Source organism: Micromonospora phytophila (assembly GCF_023656545.1).
Lineage (GTDB): Bacteria > Actinomycetota > Actinomycetes > Mycobacteriales > Micromonosporaceae > Micromonospora > Micromonospora phytophila.
Window position 1 is genome coordinate 1 of the sequence record NZ_JAMOKF010000077.1, and the last position, 19,876, is coordinate 19,876.

Annotated in this window: 16 protein-coding genes and 1 pseudogene; 8 read left to right on the forward strand and 9 right to left on the reverse strand. The window is 73.4% G+C overall.

Annotated features, from left to right (window positions below):
* The 3 genes from NCC78_RS12555 to NCC78_RS12565 all read left to right on the forward strand — a co-directional run.
* Positions 1-697, forward strand: a 697-nt coding sequence (locus NCC78_RS12555) for a lytic transglycosylase domain-containing protein (RefSeq protein WP_250794597.1), incomplete at its 5' end; no start/stop codon positions are given.
* A 72-nt stretch (positions 698-769) separates the two neighbouring features.
* The gene (locus NCC78_RS12560; protein ID WP_250794624.1) at positions 770-1,786 is read left to right on the forward strand and encodes a GNAT family N-acetyltransferase; all 1,017 of its coding nucleotides are present in this window, start codon (positions 770-772) and stop codon (positions 1,784-1,786) included.
* Between the two features lie 96 nt (positions 1,787-1,882).
* A complete protein-coding gene (locus NCC78_RS12565) occupies positions 1,883-5,158 on the forward strand; it encodes a lamin tail domain-containing protein (protein ID WP_250794599.1) in 3,276 nt (1,091 codons plus the stop codon).
* A gap of 190 nt (positions 5,159-5,348) precedes the next feature.
* On the opposite strand, the gene NCC78_RS12570 is transcribed toward NCC78_RS12565, so the two are convergent.
* The 6 genes from NCC78_RS12570 to NCC78_RS12595 form a co-directional block, all read right to left on the reverse strand.
* A complete protein-coding gene (locus NCC78_RS12570) occupies positions 5,349-5,870 on the reverse strand; it encodes a helix-turn-helix transcriptional regulator (RefSeq protein ID WP_250794601.1) in 522 nt (173 codons plus the stop codon).
* A gap of 1,050 nt (positions 5,871-6,920) precedes the next feature.
* Positions 6,921-7,904: a porphobilinogen synthase gene (gene hemB / locus NCC78_RS12575; protein ID WP_250794603.1), complete on the reverse strand. Its 984-nt coding sequence runs from the start codon at positions 7,902-7,904 to the stop codon at positions 6,921-6,923.
* Between the two features lie 12 nt (positions 7,905-7,916).
* The gene (locus NCC78_RS12580) at positions 7,917-9,497 is read right to left on the reverse strand and encodes a bifunctional uroporphyrinogen-III C-methyltransferase/uroporphyrinogen-III synthase (RefSeq protein WP_250794605.1); all 1,581 of its coding nucleotides are present in this window, start codon (positions 9,495-9,497) and stop codon (positions 7,917-7,919) included.
* Positions 9,494-10,462 carry a hydroxymethylbilane synthase gene (hemC, locus tag NCC78_RS12585; RefSeq protein WP_250794607.1) on the reverse strand — a complete coding sequence of 323 codons (969 nt, stop codon included), beginning with the start codon at positions 10,460-10,462 and terminating at the stop codon, positions 9,494-9,496. Before hemC ends, NCC78_RS12580 begins: the two co-directional genes overlap by 4 nt.
* Positions 10,459-11,826: a glutamyl-tRNA reductase gene (locus NCC78_RS12590; RefSeq protein WP_250794609.1), complete on the reverse strand. Its 1,368-nt coding sequence runs from the start codon at positions 11,824-11,826 to the stop codon at positions 10,459-10,461. Before NCC78_RS12590 ends, hemC begins: the two co-directional genes overlap by 4 nt.
* A complete protein-coding gene (locus tag NCC78_RS12595; protein WP_250794611.1) occupies positions 11,823-12,593 on the reverse strand; it encodes a redox-sensing transcriptional repressor Rex in 771 nt (256 codons plus the stop codon). Before NCC78_RS12595 ends, NCC78_RS12590 begins: the two co-directional genes overlap by 4 nt.
* Before the next feature lie 480 nt (positions 12,594-13,073).
* On the opposite strand from NCC78_RS12595, the gene NCC78_RS12600 reads away from it, so the two are divergent.
* Together NCC78_RS12600 and NCC78_RS12605 are read left to right on the forward strand one after the other, a co-directional pair.
* Entirely contained in the window at positions 13,074-14,372 is a 1,299-nt protein-coding gene (locus NCC78_RS12600; protein ID WP_250794613.1) for a sensor histidine kinase, read from the forward strand.
* Positions 14,373-14,412: 40 nt separating this feature from the next.
* The gene (locus tag NCC78_RS12605) at positions 14,413-15,066 is read left to right on the forward strand and encodes a response regulator (protein WP_250794626.1); all 654 of its coding nucleotides are present in this window, start codon (positions 14,413-14,415) and stop codon (positions 15,064-15,066) included.
* Between the two features lie 143 nt (positions 15,067-15,209).
* Here NCC78_RS12605 and NCC78_RS12610 read toward each other — a convergent pair whose 3' ends face one another.
* The 3 genes from NCC78_RS12610 to NCC78_RS12620 are packed head-to-tail and all read right to left on the reverse strand — an operon-like array spanning position 15,210 to position 17,816.
* Positions 15,210-15,860 (reverse strand): HAD family hydrolase, encoded by a 651-nt coding sequence (locus NCC78_RS12610; RefSeq protein WP_250794614.1) that lies wholly within the window; start codon positions 15,858-15,860, stop codon positions 15,210-15,212.
* A 23-nt stretch (positions 15,861-15,883) separates the two neighbouring features.
* A complete protein-coding gene (locus tag NCC78_RS12615; RefSeq protein WP_250794616.1) occupies positions 15,884-16,135 on the reverse strand; it encodes a glutaredoxin family protein in 252 nt (83 codons plus the stop codon).
* Positions 16,128-17,816, reverse strand: coding sequence for an AMP-binding protein (locus NCC78_RS12620; RefSeq protein ID WP_250794618.1), 1,689 nt, complete (start codon positions 17,814-17,816; stop codon positions 16,128-16,130). Before NCC78_RS12620 ends, NCC78_RS12615 begins: the two co-directional genes overlap by 8 nt.
* Positions 17,817-18,258: 442 nt before the next feature.
* On the opposite strand from NCC78_RS12620, the gene NCC78_RS12625 reads away from it, so the two are divergent.
* From NCC78_RS12625 to NCC78_RS12635, 3 genes and pseudogenes are all read left to right on the forward strand, one after another.
* Entirely contained in the window at positions 18,259-18,402 is a 144-nt protein-coding gene (locus NCC78_RS12625) for a hypothetical protein (protein ID WP_250794620.1), read from the forward strand.
* Positions 18,399-19,358: an ECF subfamily RNA polymerase sigma factor, BldN family gene (locus NCC78_RS12630; protein WP_250794622.1), complete on the forward strand. Its 960-nt coding sequence runs from the start codon at positions 18,399-18,401 to the stop codon at positions 19,356-19,358. The genes NCC78_RS12625 and NCC78_RS12630 overlap by 4 nt, the downstream gene beginning before the upstream one ends.
* Before the next feature lie 282 nt (positions 19,359-19,640).
* A pseudogene (locus NCC78_RS12635) lies at positions 19,641-19,876 on the forward strand (DUF5667 domain-containing protein); the annotation flags it as partial.

The window sequence follows — 19,876 nt, forward strand, 5'->3', positions numbered from 1 at the left end:
CGCCACCTCCGCACCGACCGTCGCGCCGCAGGGGCCGCTGCCCGGCGGGACGCCGCTGCCCAACGGGACGCTCCCGCCGGCCGGCACGCTGCCCACCGGGCCCGCCGTCGGCGTCGGCAGCGGGCGACCGTCGGACGTGCTCGCCGGCTGGGCCGCGCAGGTCGGGCCGAAGGTCGGCATCTCGCCGGTGGCCATGCAGGCGTACGGCTACGCCGAGCTGGTACTCGCCCAGACCAACCGCAGCTGCGGCCTGAGCTGGACCACCCTCGCCGCCATCGGGTTCGTCGAATCCGGGCACGGGCAGGCCAACAACGCCCGGCTCGGCGTGAACGGCAAGGCGCTGCCCGAGATCATCGGTCTGCCGCTGGACGGGCAGGGCGGCCGGATGCGGATCCCGGACACCGACCGGGGCCTGCTGGACAAGGACACCACCCTCGACCGGGCCATCGGGCCGATGCAGTTCATCCCCACCACCTGGCAGGAGATCGGCGCCGACGCCGACAACGACGGCGTCAAGGACCCGCACGACCTCGACGACGCCGCCCTCGCCGCCGGCAACTACCTCTGCAAGGGCGGCCGGAACCTGACCATCGCGGCCGACTGGTGGAACGCGATTTTGTCGTACAACGACGTCCGCCGGTACGCCCAGGACGTCTTCGACACCGCCAACCGGTACGGACAGGCCAGCCGCACGTGAAGTGATCGTCCGCATACATTGGAGAACTGGACACTTCCCCCGAGCAGCGGTTGACGGCAAGCTAGACGGGTGATGGTGCGCGAGTGGGACCCCAGGAACGCGTCGTCCGCCGAGATCGCGTCGCTGCTGGACACGTTGAACGCGGTCCTGGCGGCTGATCTGCCGCAGGATCCGCCCTGGCGAAAGAATTCCCTGCGGGAATACCTCGCCGAGGTGATGCCCGGCGAACGGCGGATCTCCTGGGTCGCCCAGGCCGAGCCGGCCGCCAACGGGACGCCGGGGGCGATCCTCGGGCAGGTGCACGTGCTGCTGCTCGGGGACATCGGCGTGCTGGAGGTGCTGGTGCACCCCGCGGTGCGGCGCACCGGGCTCGGCCGCGACCTGGTCATGCTGGCCGCCCGCCGGGTCTACCAGGAGGGCTTCCGGTCGATCGGCGTGGAGGTGGTCGGCGACACCCCGGCCGTCGCCTTCTACGAGTCGCTCGGCTTCACCAGGGAGTACGTCGAGACCCGCAGCGTGCTCGACCTGTCCGGGGTCGACTGGGCCGAGCTGGCCCAGATGGCCACCGGCATCGGCGCGGGCTACCACCTGGAGTTCTGCCCCGGCGGCCCGCCCGACGAGCTGATCGAGGCGTACGCGCGGGCCAAGGCCGAGGTGCGCGACGTCGACGACGGTGAGCTGCGCCCCAGCTCGTACGACTCGGAGCGGCTCCGGGACAGCCTGAACTGCCTGCACCGACGGGGCATGAAGCCCTACATCGTGCTCGCCCTGCACGAGCAGACCGGGGAGGTGGCCGGCCTGACCGAGGTGGTGGTGCCGGCCCAGCACCCCACCCGCGCCGACCAGTACGACACCATCGTCGTCCAGGACCACCGCGGCTACGGCATCGACCGGGCGATCAAGGCGCGGATGCTGCTGGAGCTCCGCTCGGCGGAGCCGGAACTGGCCGAGGTGCAGACCTGGAACGCCCAGGCCAACGAGGCGATGCTCAAGGTCAACGCGGAGCTGGGCTACCGCCCCGACCGCGAGTGGTGCGAATACAGCGTCGACGTGGCCGAGCTGGTGCACCGGCTCGACAACGGACGCTGACCGGAGAGTTCACGAAACTGTCCGGTGGGGGATGGACGGTGGACAGCAGTGCCCCTTAACGTGCGTTAGATCCTGCCCACCCATCGTGGAGGCCCCATGCGCCCGCGCCGCACAATCGCCGCGCTCGCGACCGCCGCCGCCGTCACCACCACGGCCATCGGCGTCGCACCCACCGCGGCCAGCGCCGCGCCCACCGACCTGTTCATCTCGGAGTACGTCGAAGGCTCGTCGAACAACAAGGCGATCGAGCTGTTCAACGGCACCGGCGCGGCAGTCGACCTGGCCGCCGGTGGTTACCAGCTCCAGCTGCACTTCAACGGCTCCACCACGGCGACGAACCTCGCGCTGACCGGCACCGTCGCGGCCGGCGACGTCTTCGTCCTCGCCGCCGCCTCGGCCGCGCCGGCGATCCTCGCCCAGGCCGACCAGACCACCGGCGCGAGCCTGTTCAACGGCGACGACGCGATCGTGCTGCGCCGGGGCGGCGCCGTGCTCGACTCCATCGGCCAGGTCGGCGTGGACCCGGGCACCGAGTGGGGCACCGGCGTCACCAGCACCGCCGACAACACCCTGCGCCGGTCGGGCGGCGTGACCACCGGCGACGTCGACCCGGCCGACGCGTTCGACCCGGCCGCCCAGTGGGCCGGCTTCGCGGTCGACACCTTCGACGGGCTCGGCGCGCACACCGTCGACGGGGGCGGCCCGGTCGACGCACCGGCCACCCTGAACTGCGGCCCGGCGCTGGTCACCCCGGCCGGCACGGCGGCGACCCGGGAGGTCACGGCCACCGACGCCGACGACCGGATCGTCGAGCTGGCGGTCACCTCGGTCACCCCGGCGCCGTCCACCGGCTCGATCAGCCGTACCGCCCTCACGCCGGCCGACACGGCCGGCGGCACCGCCACCGCCACCATCACCGCGAGCGGCGACCTGGCCGCCGGGGCGTACACCGTCGGGCTGACCGCGACTGACGCCGACGGCGGCACCGCGACCTGCACCCTGGCCGTCCAGGTCACCCGGGAGCTGACGGTGGGCGAGGTGCAGGGGCCGACCGCCGACGCCGAGTCCGGCCCGGCCGACCGGTCCCCGCTCGCGCCGGCCACCGGCAACGGCACCAGCAGCACCCTGCACGACGTCCGAGGCGTGATCACCCAGCTCACGCTGGCCCGCGAATCGTCCGGGCGTGAGCAGCGCGGCTTCTTCCTGCAGAGCCGCCAGGGCGCCACCGACGGCGACCCGACCAGCTCCGACGGCATCTTCGTCTTCATGGGTTCGTTCACCTCCCTGATCGGCGGCTACGTGCCGACCGTCGGCGACGAGGTGGTGCTCCGGGCCCGGGTGTCCGAGTACTTCAACTTCACTCAGCTCTCCGGCGCCTCGCTGGTCACCAAGGTCGCCTCCGGCGTCGACGTGAACACCGAGGTCGAGGTCACCGACGCGGTGCCGCCGGTCGAGCTGGCCGACGCCGAGCGCTTCTGGGAGCGGCACGAGGGCGCCCGGCTGCGGGTCCGTGCCGGCAGCGGCGCGGTGAGCGGACGGAACGTCTTCGGCGCCACCGCCGACGCCGAGATTTTCGTGATCGACCGGGACGACCCCCTGCTGGACCGGGCCGACCCGTACGCCCGGCGAGTGTTCCGGGACTCCCACCCGTTGGACAACGACCCGACCCGCCGCTTCGACGACGGCAACGGCCAGCGGATCCTCCTGGGCAGCATGGGCGTCAAGGGCCGCACCGGGGACAGCACCGCGCTGCTGCCGCCGGCACACACCTTCGACACGCTGAGCGCCGACGCGGTCGGCGGCCTCTACTACTCCTTCGAGAAGTACGGCGTGCAGGTCGAGGCGGCCGAGTTCGCCGCCGGGGCCGACCCGTCGAAGAACAACCCGCCGCAGCCGGCGAACCGGTCGGAGGAGGTTGCGGTCGCGACCTACAACGTGGAGAACCTGTACGACTTCCGCGACGACCCGTTCGACGGCTGCGACTTCACCGGCAACGCCGGCTGCACCGGGGTCCGGCCGCCGTTCGACTACGTGCCGGGCAGCGAGCAGGAGTACCGCGAGCAGCTCGCCGCGCTCGCCGACCAGATCACCACCGACCTGCACTCCCCCGACCTGATCCTGGTGCAGGAGGCCGAGGACCAGGACATCTGCGCGATCTCGGGGACGGAGCTGGTCTGCGGCAGCACCGACAACGCCGACGGCGCACCGGACACCCTGCAGGAGCTGGCCCTGACCGTCGCCGCCGCCGGCGGCCCCGCCTACGCGGCCGCCTACGACCGGAGCGGCGCGGACGCGCGGGGCATCACGGCGGCGTTCCTCTACCGCACCGACCGGGTGGCGCTGGCCGAGGCCACCGCCGGCGACCCGCTGCTGGGCTCGGCGCCGACGGTGCAGTACCGGGGGGCCGGACTGCCGGGCAACGCGGACGTGCAGAACCCGAAGGCGCTGAACGCCGTGCTGCCGGCAGACGTCGACACGTCGACCGGCAAGGACGGCAACAACGTCTTCACCCGCGCCCCGCAGCTCGGGAAGTTCAGCGTCGCGGCGGCACCCGGCTCGGCCGAGCGCTTCACCCTCTGGGCGGCGAGCAACCACTACTCGTCGGGGCCGGACAGCCGCGTCGGGCAGCGCCGCGAGCAGGCCGCGTACGGGGCGGCGATCGTCACCGCGATCGAGGCGTCGGACCCGCAGGCGCGGGTGGTCTACGGCGGGGACCTGAACGTCTTCCCCCGCCCGGACGACCCGATCGCCACGGCCGACGCTCCGACCCCCTCGGACCAGCTCGCGCCGCTGTACGAGTCGGGCCTGCACAACCTCTGGGACACCCTGGTCGCCGAGGTGCCCTCCGCCGCCTACTCGTACAGCTTCGAGGGGCACGCCCAGACGCTGGACCACCTCTTCGTCAACGAGGCCTTCCGCAAGGACCTGGTCCAGGTGCGGGCCGCGCACATCAACGCGGACTGGCCGGCGGAGCACGCCGCGGACGGCTCGCGGGGCTCCAGCGACCACGACCCGCAGGTCGCCCGCTTCCGCTCCCGGGCGTCACTGAGCGTCGGGGACGTCTCGGTGGCCGAGGGCGACCAGGGCACCCGCCCGCTGACCTTCACGGTCAGCGTCTCCCGCCCGCTGTCCCAGCCGGCCATGATCTGCGCCGCCACGTACGGCACCACGGCGCAGACCGGCGCCGACTACGACCCGTACGTCGGCTGCCGCACCCTCGCGGCCGGGCAGACCTCCCTGGCCTTCCCGGTGACCGTACGCGGTGACCGGAAGCCGGAGGCGGACGAGCAGGTGACCCTGCTGGTGGCGGGCGTGCCGGGGCTGCGCCCGACCGACCCGCTCGCGGTCGGCACCATCGCCAACGACGACTGACCCACCCGACCCGACCCAGCAACGGCACAACAGCAACGGCAACGGCAACGGCAACGGCCCGTCACCCAGGCGAACCTGGGCGGCGGGCCGTCGTCGTTGTCGGGCGGGAGCGAGGCGTGCGGCGGCTGGACGTCGACCCGCAGGCCGAACTGTGACTGTCCCGCCGGTCGGGCCGCACGTCTGGCGGCCATCAGTCGAACCGGTGAACGCGCGGTGGCGGAGGAACGTTCCGGTGCTCGGCGACCCGCACCTCCCACTGGCTGCGCCGGCGCATCGCGTCCCGGACGGCACGGTTGCGGTGGAAGGTCTCCGGCGGGCGCGCCAGCCCGTAGACGTCCGCCCACCACTCCCCCGGCTCCGGATCCAAAATCGTGTCCAGGTGCGACGGGTAGCGGCGCTCGGCGCCGTCCCGGGTGTCCTCCCGGTCCCGCATCGGCTTCAGCACCTGACCGAACTCGTCGACGACGGCCAGCCGGAAGCCGGCGACCCCGATGATGCGACGCAACAGCAGGATGCTCGGGACCATCCGGCCCGCCTCGATCCGCCCCACGGTGGCGTGGTGCACGCCAGCCCACCGGGCCAGCTCGCGCTGGCTGAGGTCGGCGCGGCGACGGACCGCCCGTACGATGCAGGCGGCGGGCCACGGGATGTCGAACGGCTCGGTCAGCAGGACAGGTTCGTCGGCACCCCGGCTGGGGGTCCGACAGCGCACCGCCCGACGCCCGCTCGCCCCCCGCGAGTCCGGACTGGTCGGACCCGCGCGGCCACGACTCCTCCGGACACGGCTCGTGCGGACACGGCTCCTTCGGACGCGGCTCGCGCGGACACGGCTCATCCGGACACGGCACGTGCGGGCACGGTTCCTCGGGAGAGGGCTCGTGCGGAAGGGGTTCATCGCGGAGGGGCTCGTCGGTCTCGGACACGGCAGGAACGTCCGTCATTGCGCTACCGTCCCGATTCCCACCGGCGGCTCGCAATCCCGTCCGCTCCGCCTGTGGACAACCAACTCGCCGTGGATAACACCGACGACCGCTCGTCGCGGTGAGTGACAGCAAGCGACGACGGGCGGAAAGTTACTACTGGTAATCATGGTGACGGCAGCCGAAGCCACGCAGCCGCACCGGCCCGGCCGCCCAAGCCTCTGAGCTGGGCCCTGTCTCCAAGTCCCTGCCCTAGCCACCAACCCGCTCGGCCCCCTTTGCTCTGCACCCACATGCGCACCGGTGACTATCCGTAGCTGGTGCGCCGGTGGGTGCAGAGCAAAGCGTGCGAGAGGCGAGGGGGGGAGCAGGCGGATTGATTACTCATCGCGAACGCCTTGAACGCTGCGCCGGTCTCCTGTGCCACCGCTCGGGCCACCCGACGCGCGGCGGAACGTCGGCCCCCGGTGTCTCATCCGGTGGTCTCGTCCGGTGTCTCGCGACGGCAGGTCCGTGGCCATCGCCTACGCCCGGCAGTTGGAGTCGGAAGGCCAGCTGGGGTATCGGTTGCCGATTCACGACGCCACCCGCATGCCAGGGGCAGGGGCAGCAGCGGCAGCGGCAGCGTGCCCGGGAGCAGGTAGGAGGCGAGCGTGTCATGGAAAGTAGTGCTTGCCGACGAGACAGTCGGAGAACTGGTGACCCCGACAAGCACCGGCTCGGCACCGTCGTCGGCTGGGCCTGGCGGGACTATCGGCGCACGGTGCGGATCGGGTGCAGGTGCCGGCCGGCAGCGCGCGGGTCTACCGGGTGTCCTGGGTGCGGATCGGCAGCGCCGCCGCTCAGTAGCGCTGGCGCAGCAGTTGGGCGGCCTCGACCGCCCAGTAGGTGAGGATGATCTGGGCGCCGGCCCGGCGGATCGAGGTGAGCGTCTCCAGCATCACCCGCTCCCGATCGATCCAGCCGTTCGCGGCGGCCGCCTCGACCATCGCGTACTCGCCGGAGACCTGGTAGGCGGCGACCGGGACGTCGACCGCCGCGCGGACCGCCGCGACCACGTCGAGGTACGGCAGCGCGGGCTTGACCATCACCATGTCGGCGCCCTCGGCGACGTCCAACTCGACCTCGCGCAGCGACTCCCGCAGGTTCGCCGGGTCCTGCTGGTAGGTGCGCCGGTCGCCTTCCAGCGCCGACTCCACCGCGTCCCGGAACGGGCCGTAGAAGGCCGAGGCGTACTTCGCGGCGTACGCCAGCACGGCCACGTCCTGGTGGCCCGCGGCGTCGAGCGCCCGGCGTACCACCCCGACCTGGCCGTCCATCATCCCGGACGGCCCGACCACCCCGACCCCGGCGGCGGCCTGGGCCACCGCCATCTCGGCGTACGCGGCAAGGGTGGCGTCGTTGTCGACGCCGCCGTCGGGGGTGAGCAGACCGCAGTGCCCGTGGGAGGTGAACTCGTCCAGGCAGAGGTCGCTCATCACCACCGTGGCGTCACCCACCTCGGCGACCACGTCGCGGATCGCCACGTTGAGGATGCCGTCCGGGTCGATCCCGCCGGAACCGGTCGCGTCCCGCTCGGTGGGCACCCCGAAGAGCATGATGCCGCCCACACCGGCCTGGACCGCCTCGACGGCGGCCTTGCGCAGCGAGTCCCGGGAGTGCTGGAGCACCCCCGGCAGCGACGCGATGGCCCGTGGCTCGGTGAGCCCCTCCTTGACGAACATCGGCACGACCAGCTCGGCCGGGTCGACGCGGGTCTCGGAGACCAGCCGCCGCACGGCCGCGTTACGACGCAGCCGGCGGGGCCGGATCTCGGGGTACGGCACGGGAGCCTCCTGTCAGCGGAACCTCAGGGCGGTCGGCCCCTGCACCTTCGAGCCGCGGCGCTGCTTGGCCGGCATGGCGGCGAGCTTCTCGCGCAGCTCGACGGCGTAGGCGGCGAGCGCCTCCACCAGATCGGGGACCGAGGCGTGCGGCGGCTGGACGTCGACCCGCAGGCCGAACTCCGTCGCGGTCTCCGCCGTCTTGGGCCCGATGACTGCAACAACGGTACGCGCATGCGGCTTCCCCGCGATACCGACCAGATTGCGCACCGTGGAGGAGGAGGTGAAGAGCACCGCGTCGAACCCGCCCGACTTGATCGCGTCGCGGATCTCGGCGGGCGGCGGAGCCGCCCGGACCGTCCGGTACGCGGTCACGTCGTCGACCTCCCAGCCGCGCTCGGTGAGCCCGGCGGCGAGGGTCTCGGTGGCGATGTCGGCGCGCGGCAGCAGCACCCGGCCCACCGGGTCGAGGATCTCGTCGTGCGGCGAGAACTCGGCCAGCAGCCCCTCGGAGGACTGCTCCCCCGACGGGACCAGCTCGGGCTGGATGCCGAAGGCGCGGACCGCGTCGGCGGTCGCCTCGCCGATGCAGGCGATCTTGACGCCGCCGAAGTGGCGGGCGTCCAGGCCGTGCTCGGCGAACTTCTCCCAGACCGCCCGCACCGCGTTGACGGAGGTGAAGATCACCCAGGCGTACCGGCCGTCGACCAGGCCCTTGACCGCCCGCTCCATTTGGGCCGGGGTACGCGGCGGCTCGACCGCGATGGTCGGCACCTCGCAGGGGATCGCCCCGTACGCGCGCAGCCGCGCGCTCATCGCGCCGGCCTGCTCCTTGGTGCGGGGCACCAGCACCTTCCAGCCGTACAGCGGCCGGTTCTCCCACCAGCTCAGCTTGTCCCGCTGGCCGACGCCCTCACCGACGGTGAGCACGACCCGGCCGGTGAAGCCGAGCGCCGCCGCGACGAAGGAGTCCACGGTCGACGTGGTGGTGTACTGGGTCTCGCCGGTGCCGTCGCCGGTCACCCCGACGCCGGTGGCGCCGTCGACCCCGGCGGCGAGCAGGCCGTCCCGGATCGCGGCGAGGTCACCGGCGTCCACGGCCACGGCCAGCGAACCCCGGCCGACGGCCGCGGCCAGCGCCTCGAAGTCCAGCGTGCTGACGTCCTCGACGTCGGCCGCCGTCCGTACGCCCGGCAGCGGCACGCCCGCGTAGGTCGCCACGCCCTCGGCCTGCCCGACGCCCGGGACCACCTCGAAGTGCGCGGCGGTACGCGCCACCGCCTGCACCTCCTTGACCACGGAGTCGTGCCCGAACGGATCGCCGGCGACCAGGTGCACCGCGTTCAGCCCGGAACGGGCCGCCGAGATCAGCACCTTCGCCACGTCACCCGGCGCACCCTCCGCCGGGCTGAACTGGGCGTCTTCCTTCGCCTGAGCACGGACGGCATCGAGCAGCGACTCGGGGACTCCCCGGTCGTACACCACCTGGTCGGCGTCGACCAGGGCGTCGTGCGCCCGGCGGGTCAGCAGGCCCGGGTCGCCGGGGCCGGCCCCGACGAACGCGATGCGGCCTACGGGCTTACGGGTGCGGGTCATTCTGTGCTCCCAAATTGCTGGGTCCCCGGGCCGGTGTGTCCTTCTTGGCCGAGGATCGAGTCGGCGCCGAGGTCGAGGAGTTCGGCGGCGAGTGCCTTGCCGATCTCCGCCGCGTCGGCGGGCGTTCCGGTGCGGGACAGCCGGAGCTCTCGGGTGCCGTCCGGGCTGATCACCGCCCCGCGCAGGTAGATCTCATCGCCGGCGTCGCCCTCGGCGAGTTCGGCGTAGGCGGCGACCGGAGCGGAGCATCCGGCCTCCAGGGTGGCCAGCAACGCCCGCTCCGCGGTGACCGCGGCGCGCGACGGTGCGTGGTCGAGGACGGCGAGCAGCTCGACCAGGTCCGGGTCGTCGATCCGGCACTCCACCGCCAGCGCGCCCTGAGCGGGCGCGGGCAGCATCAGCATCGGGTCGAGCGTCTCGGTGATCACGTCGGCCCGGCCCAGCCGGGCCAGCCCGGCCCGGGCCAGGACGACGGCGTCCAGGTCGGCCTCCGGGCCGAGCACCCGCGCGAGGCGGGTGTCGACGTTGCCGCGGATCGGGGTGACCTCCAGCTGCATTCCGAGCGCGTGCAGCTGGGCGATGCGGCGCAGCGCGCCGGTGCCGACGGTGGCGCCGGCCGGCAGCTCGGTGAGCGTCCGGCCGTCCCGGGCGACCAGCGCGTCGCGCGGGTCCTGCCGGGGCGGCACCGCGGCGATGTGCAGCCCGGCCGCCGCCGCGGTGGGCAGGTCCTTGTAGGAGTGCACCGCGAGGTCGATGGTGCGCGCGACCAGCGCGTCGCGCAGCGCGGAGACGAAGACGCCGACGCCCAGGCGGTGCACCGGGGCGGAGGAGCGGTCGCCGGCGGTGACCACCTCGACCAGCTCGACCGGGCGGCCGGTGGCGGCGGTCAGCGCGTCGGCGATCTGCCCGGACTGGGCCATCGCCAGCGCACTGCCCCGGGTACCGAGGCGCAGGGGGGTACTCATCGCTCACCTCCGGTGGGCGGGACGTCGGCGGGACCGGCCGACGGCGGCACGTCGATGTCCACGATGTCGGGGACGGTGTCGACCGGGGAGGTCTGCGGCACCTGGAGGTCGAACAGTTCCCGCAGCAGGGCGGCATACTGGTCGCCGCCGGGCTCCGCGGCGAGCTGACGGACCTTGACGGTGGGCTGGTGCAGCAGTCGCTGGACCACCCGGTGCACCGTCCGCGCCACCTCGGCGCGCTGGTCGTCGCTGAGGTCGGGGCGGCGCTGGGCCAACCGGCGCAGCTCGGCGGTGACCACGTCGTCGGCGCGGCCGCGCAGGGCGGCCACGGTCGGCGCGACGTCCGCCCCGCGCAGCCAGGTGAGGAAGCCCTCGACCTCGCCGAGCACGATCCGCTCGACGGCGGCGGCGTCGATGGCGGCGGGACCGTCGGCGAGCAGCGCCGCCATCCGGTCGATGTCGATCACCTCGACGCCGGGCAGCTCGGCGACGCCCACCTCCACGTCACGCGGCACGGCGAGGTCGAGCAGGACCAGCGGCCCCCGGTCGGGGTCGCGGTCGGCGAGCGCCCGGACGACCACGTCGCGGGTGAGGACCGGTTCGGTGGCCGCCGTGGCGGCCACTACGATGTCCACTGTGGAGAGGGTGGCGGTCAGCTCGGCCATCGGGGCCGCGGCGGCCCCGTACGACTCGGCCAGCCGGACGGCCCGGTCGGCGCCCCGGTTGGTCACGGTGAGCGGCCCGGCGCCCAGCCGGGACAGCGTCGCCACGCCCAGCGAACCCATCGCGCCCGCGCCGATCACCAGCGCCGGCCGGCCGGCGAGGTCGCCGTCGAGGTGCTCGGCGGCCAGCTCCAGCGCGGCGGTCACCACGCTCTGACCGGCGCGGTCGATGTTGGTCTCCGCGTGGGCCCGCTTGCCGACCCGCAGCGCCTGCTGCATCAGCTCGTGCAGCAGCCGGCCGGCGCTGTCGGTCCCGGTCGCCCAGTGGTACGCGTCGCGGAGCTGGCCGAGGATCTGCGCCTCGCCCACCACCATCGAGTCCAGCCCGGTGGCGACCCGGAAGACGTGGTCCACGGCGGCGGCGTCGAAGTGCACGTAGAGGTGGTTGGCGAGCGCGGCCGGCTGACTACCGGCGTGCTCGGCAAGGACGGCGCAGATGTCGCCGAGGCCGCCGTGGAAACCGGACACGGCGGCGTAGACCTCCACCCGGTTGCAGGTGGAGACGAGCACGGCCTCGCTGACGTACGGCTGCGCGACCAGTCGGTCGAGGATGCGGGTGAGGTCGGCGGGGGCGACCGCGAGCTGCTCCAGCGTGGCGACGGGAGCGGTGCGGTAGGACGCACCGACGACGAGCAGTTTCACGTGCCGATCGCCTCCTGGGTGTCGGTGACCGCGAGACCGCCGGGCAGGGCGGTGAGGGCGGACCCGCCGGCGGCGGGCAGCGCGGTCAGCGATGCCTTGCGGTGCTCGTGGAAGGACAGGATCTGCAGCTCGATGGCGAGGTCGACCTTGCGCACGTCGACCCCCTCCGGAACCGAGAGTACGCACGGCGCGAAGTTCAGGATGCTCGTCACACCGACCGCGACGAGTTGGTCGGCCACCGCCTGGGCCGCCGGGGCGGGGGTGGCGATCACCCCGATGGCGATGGCCTCCTCCACGGCGACCCGGGGCAGCTCGTCGATGTGCCGGACGACCAGGCCGTTGATCTCCTCGCCGACCCGGGACGGGTCGGCGTCGAGGAGCGCGGCGATGCGGAACCCGCGACTGGCGAAGCCGTCGTAGCCGGCCAGGGCGTGACCGAGATTACCCACCCCGACCAGGGCGACCGAGCGGCACTGGGTGAGCCCGAGCACCGACTCGATCTGGTCGACCAGGAGCGCGATGTCGTAGCCGACCCCGCGGGTGCCGTACGAGCCGAGGTGGGACAGATCCTTGCGGAGCTTGGCGGAGTTGACCCCGGCGGCGCTGGCCAGGCCCTCGCTGGAGACGGTCTCGTGACCGGTTTCGGCGAGATTGTGCAGGGCACGGAGGTATTCCGGTAGCCGCGCGACGGTCGCCTCCGGCAGGTCCGGGAGCGCCGGTACGGCACCGGCGCGGCCGGGCGCGCCAGGGTGACGGTGCTGACTCATGAGACTCCGTGCGGTGCGATCCTCTGCCGGCTCCACCGGCCGGTCGTTTCGGGACTCCCGCTGGCGACCGAGATTGCCGGCTGTGCTAGCAGGGCGCGTCGGAATTACAGAGTAGGCGCTTGTGAAGACGTGCACAAATCGCGATCTTGTCGGCTCGCGACGCGGCTCCACCAGGCCCTCCATTCCGCAAGATCGATCCAGCGGGCTCCGCCGGCGCCGCTCGGCGATTATTGCTCAATTACGACTTCTCTGACCAATCGCACGCGCCCGGCTCGCCGCTCGGCCACGTCACCGTAGGGCGGGAACCCCTGCCCGGGCCCGCGCCCGTGCCGCGCATCACTGACGCCGCAGGCGGCCTGGGGACTTCCAGGCTCGTGCGGCGACCTCCCGCAGGCGATCGTCCCGGTAGGGCCAGCCCTACGCCGGAAAGGCAGGTCGACGGGATTCATCGTCGCCCGCCGGCTGCCTAGCCTCATGGGCATGACCGCCGTTCCCGCCACCGCCGACCAGCCCCCGCTGGCACCGAGCATCTCCCGGCAGCTCTTCCTCGACTCCGGCTACGTGCTGCTCGGCCTCCCGCTGGCGGTGGCGAGTTTCGTGGTCCTCGTGGTTGGTCTCTCGGTCGGGATCGGCCTGGTGGTGACGGTGATCGGCCTGCCCATCCTCAGCGGCACCCTCTACGTCGCCCGGGGGCTCGCCGACATCGAGCGGCTCCGCCTGCCCGCCGTGCTGCGCCAGTCCCGGATCCGCCCGCAGTACCGGCTCCCGGAACCCGGGGCGAGCGCCTGGCGGCGGATCTTCGTGCCGATGGGCGACGCCCAGTCCTGGCTCGACCTGGCGCACGGCCTGCTGAAGGTGATCGTGGCCGTGATCACCTTCGTGGTCACGCTGCTCTGGTGGGCCGGCGCCGTCACCGGCACCCTCTACTGGGTGTACGACTGGGCGCTGCCACGGGGCCCGGAGGACAGCGACCTCGCCCAGCTCCTCGGCCTGGGCGACTCGACCATCGCCCGGATCGGGCTGCACACCGCCATCGGGCTGTTCTTCCTGATCACCCTGCCGATCGTGGCCCGCGGCTGCGCGCTGCTCCAGGCCAGCTTCGGCCGCGCCCTGCTGACCGGGGTGGCCGAGATGCGCAACCGGATCACGGTGCTGGAGGAGCAGAAGCGGGCCGCCGTCTCGGCCGAGGCGAGCGCGCTGCGCCGGCTGGAGCGCGACATCCATGACGGCCCGCAGCAGCGCCTGGTCCGGCTGGCCATGGACCTCAGCCGGGCCCGCCAGCAGCTCGCCACCGACCCGGAGGCCGCCGGCCGGACCCTGGACGAGGCGGTCACCCAGACCCGGGAGACGCTGGCCGAGCTGCGCGCCCTGTCCCGGGGCATCGCGCCGCCGGTCCTGGTCGACCGGGGGTTGCCCAGCGCTCTGGCGGCCCTCGCCGGGCGCGGCCTGATCCCGATCGAGCTGCGGGTGGACCCGGAGCTGGCCAGCCCGGCCGGCCGGCTGGATCCGGCGGTGGAGAACACCGCCTACTTCGTCGTGGCCGAGGCGCTGACCAACGTCGCGAAGCACAGCCGGGCGACCGAGTGCCTGGTCACCGTGACCCGGCACGACCAGCTGCTGGAGGTCTGCATCGGCGACGACGGCCAGGGCGGCGCCCACCTGGCCAAGGGGCACGGGCTGGTCGGCATCGCCGACCGGGTCCGCGCCGTCGGCGGCCGGCTCTCCGTGGTCAGCCCGGTCGGCGGACCGACCGAGATCCGCGCCGAGCTGCCGCTGTGACACGGCGGAGCCGGACCGGGCGGACGTGGTAGACAGCACCATGCGGATCGTGATCGCGGACGACGCCGTGCTGCTCCGGGAGGGGCTGGTACGGCTGCTCACCGAACGTGGGTACGAGGTGGTGGCCGCCGTGGCCGACGGCGACGCGCTGGTCGAGGCGGTGGTGACCCACCGGCCCGACGTGTCGATCGTCGACGTGCGGATGCCGCCGTCGCACACCGACGAGGGGCTGCGGGCGGCGGTGGAGGCCCGGCGGCTGGTTCCCCGTACCCCGATCCTGGTCCTCTCCCAGTACGTCGAGGTGTCGTACGCCGACGACCTGCTGGCCACCACCGGGGGCGGCGGGGGCGGGATCGGCTACCTGCTCAAGGACCGGGTGGCCGCCATCGACGAGTTCCTCGACGCGCTGGATCGGGTGGCCGGCGGCGGCACGGTGCTCGACCCCGAGGTGGTCGGTCAGCTCTTCGCGAGACGCCGTCGCGACGAACCGCTGCGGGAGCTCACCCCCCGCGAACGCGAGGTGCTCGCCCTGATGGCCGAGGGCCGCTCCAACACGGCCATCGCAAGGACCCTGGTGGTCACCGACGGCGCCGTCGAGAAGCACGTCCGGAACATCTTCACCAAACTCAAGCTCCCGCCGGACACCGAGCAGCACCGCCGGGTCCTCGCCGTCCTCACCTACCTCCGCAGCTGACCCACCCACCCCTCGCAGCTGAGGCAGCTCGGTGATCAGGAAGTCTGCGCCCGATCAGACCCGACTCCCGGACCCGAACCTCTTGGTCAACCGCCGGAGAACCCAGGGGCCCAGGGCCCAGGGCCGGAGGCCGGGGCGGGCGGTCAGGGGAGGGTGCGGGCGAGGGTGACCGCCTCGGTGAGGGTGTCGGCGACCGGGTGCCCGGAGGCGCGCAGCCGGCCGGGGTCGGTGAAGCCGCCGGTGTAGAGGACGGCGCGACCGCCGACGGACAGGGCGGCGTCGGCGTCGTCGACGGAGTCGCCGATCAGCACCACGTCGGAGCCGTCGACGCCCAGCTCGGCCAGGTGCCGCTGGAGCGACTCGGCCTTGCGGTCGCCGCCAACCGTGGCCCGCAGCCCGTCCACCCGGACGAAGTGCCCGCTCAGCCCGTACGTGTGCACGGTCGGCACCAGCTCGTCGTGGAACCACATGGAGAGCAGGGACTGGCTGCCCGGCCACGCCGCCATGGCGACCTGGGCGTCGTGCGCCAGCGCGCAGGTGGTGAGCCCGGTCCGGTACGCGTCGTGGAAGATCTTGTCGAGTCGGCCGAACGCCTCCTCGTCGACGGCCTGCCCGAGCACCTCCGCGTAGTAGTCGGCGATCGGCCGGCGGAACCTGACCCGGTGCTCGTCGGCGGTCACGCTCGGGCCACCCACGCTGGCGAAGGCCGCGTTGGTGGCGGCGACCACCAGGCTGAGGTCGTTGAGCAGGGTGCCGTTCCAGTCCCAGACCAGGTGGGGGTGTGCAGCGTTCATCGCCGCACCATAGCGGTACGGCTCTACAGCTGGGGGGTGGTCAGGTCCCGCAGCAACCGCTCCTCCTCCACCCGCCAGTAGCCGTGTTCCTTGCCGTCGAGCAGCACCACGGGCAGCCGGTCGCCGTACTCGCGTTCCAGCTCGACGTCGTCGGTGACGTCCTTCTCGAGCCACCGGTCCCCGGTGACCGCCACCACCCGGTCCATCGCCGCCTTCGCGTCCTCGCACAGGTGGCAGCCGGGGCGGGTGATCAGGGTGAGTCGAGGCTCACGCATCGGTCTCCTCCGTCGTGCGGGCGCCGGCCGGTGCCGGCGGGCGGGTGTCCGGCGCCTGGGACGGCGCCGGGGCCGGGGCCGCCGGGGACGACGCCGGCCGGAGCAGGGTCTTGCGTACCTTGCCGATCGCCGAGTGCGGCAACTCGTCGACGAACTCGACGGTGGTCGGGCACTTGAACCGGGCCAGGTTGCGGGCGCAGTGGGCGAGCAGTTCCTCGCCGGTCACCGGACGCGCCTGCGCCGGCACCACGTACGCCCGGACAGTCTCGCCGGTCCGCGGGTGCGGCACACCCAGTACCGCCGACTCGGCCACGCCCGGGTGGGCGCCGAGCACCTGCTCGACCTCGTGCGGGTACACGTTGAAGCCGTTGACCAGGATCAGCTCGCCGATCCGGTCCACCAGGAAGAGGTCGCCGTCGGCGTCGGCGTACGCCACGTCGCCGGTGGCCCACCAGCCGTCGGCGTCCGGGCCGCCCCGGCCGTCCGGCCAGTAGCCGGCGAAGAGGTTCGCCCCCCGCACCACGATCTGACCGGGGTCGGTGCCCGGGGCCACGTCGGAGAGGTCCAGCTCGTCGGCGTCGTCGTCCGCCTCGGCGACGCCGTCGCGCCACAGGTCGGCCCCGTCCGCGCCGACCAGGCGCAGCTCGACGCCGGGCAGCGGGCGGCCGATCGAGCCGGCCTTCGGCTCCCCGCCGACCAGGGTGGAGGTGAGCACCGGCGCGGTCTCGGTCAGGCCGTACCCGACGTGCACCGGGCGGCCGGTGACCGCGGTGAAGCGCGCCGCGACGGCCGGCTCCAGCGGCGCCGCGCCGCAGACCGCGACCCGGACCGACGCCATCGCCGTCGCCAGCGCGTCGGCGTCCGCCGTGGACCAGGCCGCCACCATCGACGGTACGCCGACCAGCACGCTGACCCGGTGCCGGGCGATCTCGGCGAGGCCGGCGTCGGCGCCGAGGTCGTCGACGAGCACCCCGGTCGCGCCATGGTGGACGACCGCCCCGAGCCCCGAGTTCAGCCCGTACGCGTGGAACAGCGGCAGCGCCAGCAGCAAGGTGTCGTCGGGCCCCACCACCGGCGGGTCGATCCGCCCCACCTGCTCGTGGTTGGCCGCGAGCGCCCGGTGCGAGAGCATCGCGCCCTTCGGCCGCCCCTCGGTCCCGGAGGTGTAGAGCAGCACCGCCAGATCGTCTCCGCCCCGCACCGGGAACGCGTCGTCACCGCCCGGGGCCGGTGACCCGCCGGCGGCGACGGGCGGTGCGGTGTGCACGGCGGTCAGCGCGGGCAGTTCCGCGGCGACGTCGGCGACGAGGTCACGGACCCGCTCGGTGCCGATCAGCAGGGACGCGCCGGAGTCGGCCAGCACGTGCCGCAGCTCGGGGGCGGTGAACCCGGGGTTGACCGGCACGGCGACCAGCCCGGCGCGCAGCGTTCCGAGCAGGGCGAGCACGAAGTCCGGCGAGTTGGGTAGCGCGACGGCGACCCGGGACGGGCGGCCGTCCGCGTCGGAGCCGGGGACGGCGGCGGCGAGCGCCCGGGCGACCGCGGTCACCGAGGCGTCCAGTTTCGACCAGCTCAGAATCTGTTCGCGCCAGTGCAGCGCGGGTCGGTCGCCGTGGGCGACGGCCGCCCGGGCGAGCCGGTCGGCGAGGTTCGTCGCGGAGCTGTCGGTTGCGTCCTGCACGGTGGCTGAGTCTGGCACAGCGCGGCACCGCCGGCCATGCCTCTCGACGGCCGGGGGACGCAGGACCGTCGCCGCCAGCCGCCGCCGGTCCTGTGGGGAGGACGGCGGTGGCACGGCGACGAGACGGGAAGTGTCTCGCGGGTGTGACACGCCCGGCTGGCGGTGACACGCCCGGCGATTCCCCGTGCCGGACCGTCGCACGGCGGTCGTGCGACGGCCGTCATTCCGTCGCTGACCAGGGCTTCCATTGCGGACCATGGGTAGATCCGAAAGTCAACCGCACCCGACGGACAACCGGTCCGCCATCGGTGCGACGCGGCGGGAAATACTTCCGCCCTGTGTAACGGACTTGCCACGCGTGGGTGACGTTGGCCCTATCATCACTCGGGTCGGCTCACCCAATTTGCCGTGAGTCGACACCCCTCAGCCCGAGGAGGCCCCCGTGCCTGTGAGCGCATTGGACCAGCACCTCAAGGGGATCTGCCGCCCGTCGGCACATCCCGAGCCAGCCCTGCCCGACCGCGGCGTACCCGGTCAGGACGCGGCGACGCGCCGACCGGAGACCGAGTCGGAGGCGGCGCGGTGACCACCTTCGGATACGCGGAGCGGCCGGTCGGCCTGACCGGACCGGTGACCCGCGCTTCGGTCAACGAACGGCCCGCGGCCCGGGGTCCGGCCGAGGACACGGGCGGTCTCGCCGTCCGGGGCGAGTCCGGGTCGAACCGGATCCGCAACCGGCCGCACCACAACGAGCCACCCCCGCGCCCGGCGACGCCGGGCGGGAACGCGAAGCCGATCGGTGGTCGGGTCGCCGTCCCGGCCCGCCCGACCATGCCGGCGCAGGGCCGTCGCACGGCCGAGCCGCCGACCGCGCCCGATCCGTCGACGACGGAGACGGCGGTGCTGCCCGCGGTGCCGGCGACCGCCGCCCCCGCCATCACCTCCACCGGGTACCCGAGCCGTCCGGACCCGTCCGACCCGGCCACCGAGGTGTGGGCGCTGGTCGAGCGCGCCCAGGCCGGCGAGTCCGAGGCGTTCGGCCTGATCTACGACCGGTACGTGGACACCGTCTTCCGGTTCGTCTACTTCCGGGTCGGCAACCGGCAACTGGCCGAGGACCTCACCTCCGACACGTTCCTGCGCGCGCTCAAGCGGATCGGCAGCTTCACCTGGCAGGGCCGTGACCTCGGCGCGTGGCTGGTCACCATCGCCCGCAACCTGGTGGCGGACCATTTCAAGTCCGGCCGCTACCGGCTGGAGGTCACCACCGGCGACGTGCTGGACGCCGACCGCGAGGACCGGGGGCCGGAGGGCAGCCCGGAGGCGGCGGTCGTCGAGCACATCACCAACGTGGCGCTGCTCAGCGCCGTCAAGCAGCTCAACCCGGAGCAGCAGGAGTGCATCGTGCTCCGCTTTCTCCAGGGCTTCTCCGTGGCCGAGACGGCCCGCTCCATGGGCAAGAACGAGGGCGCCATCAAGGCCCTCCAGTACCGTGCGGTGCGGGCGCTGGCACGGCTGCTGCCCGACGGCTTCCAACCGTGATCCCACCGGCGGGACTGGCGAGCTTCGATAGAGGTTTTCGCAGCTCAGGGCCGTTTTCACGTCGTGACGACGATCACTTTGCGTGATTTCGCCCCCGCTGGCCCCGTAACCCATGCCCGGCGCGGACCGTTTCTCCGGGTGCGACCGGTGGTAGCCCGGCCTCCCCGGGCCCCCGAGGTCCGGCGGCGCGCCAGCCACGGCCTTCGTCCGTGGTGTCACGCCGTCACCGGTCGCTGAGGACAGCGGCCGACCGGCCGTGACCAGCGAGAGGAGGTGCCTTCGGTGGACAGCGACCTCTTCTCCCGTCGGCGCGCCGAGCGCTTCGCGCAGCTTCTCGACGAAGCCAACGGCGGCCGACGACACCACGTCCGGTCCCGGGCCGACGACCAGCTCACCGCGCTCGTCGCGATCGGGCAGCGACTCAGCGCGGACCCGCCGGCCGTCGAGGTGGACCGGGACTTCCGCACGGGCCTGCGGGCCATGCTGCTCGCCACCGCCGAGCGCGAGGGCATCGGTGC

Bases quoted from the DNA above. Each gene is read 5' to 3' on its own strand.
- NCC78_RS12580 (WP_250794605.1), bottom strand. From the start codon at position 9,497: ATGACCCGCACCCGTAAGCCCGTAGGCCGCATCGCGTTCGTCGGGGCC.
- NCC78_RS12565 (WP_250794599.1), top strand. From the start codon at position 1,883: ATGCGCCCGCGCCGCACAATCGCCGCGCTCGCGACCGCCGCCGCCGTC.
- hemC (WP_250794607.1), bottom strand. From the start codon at position 10,462: ATGAGTACCCCCCTGCGCCTCGGTACCCGGGGCAGTGCGCTGGCGATG.
- NCC78_RS12595 (WP_250794611.1), bottom strand. From the start codon at position 12,593: ATGAGTCAGCACCGTCACCCTGGCGCGCCCGGCCGCGCCGGTGCCGTA.
- NCC78_RS12610 (WP_250794614.1), bottom strand. From the start codon at position 15,860: ATGAACGCTGCACACCCCCACCTGGTCTGGGACTGGAACGGCACCCTG.
- NCC78_RS12615 (WP_250794616.1), bottom strand. From the start codon at position 16,135: ATGCGTGAGCCTCGACTCACCCTGATCACCCGCCCCGGCTGCCACCTG.
- NCC78_RS12600 (WP_250794613.1), top strand. From the start codon at position 13,074: ATGACCGCCGTTCCCGCCACCGCCGACCAGCCCCCGCTGGCACCGAGC.
- NCC78_RS12605 (WP_250794626.1), top strand. From the start codon at position 14,413: ATGCGGATCGTGATCGCGGACGACGCCGTGCTGCTCCGGGAGGGGCTG.
- NCC78_RS12560 (WP_250794624.1), top strand. From the start codon at position 770: ATGGTGCGCGAGTGGGACCCCAGGAACGCGTCGTCCGCCGAGATCGCG.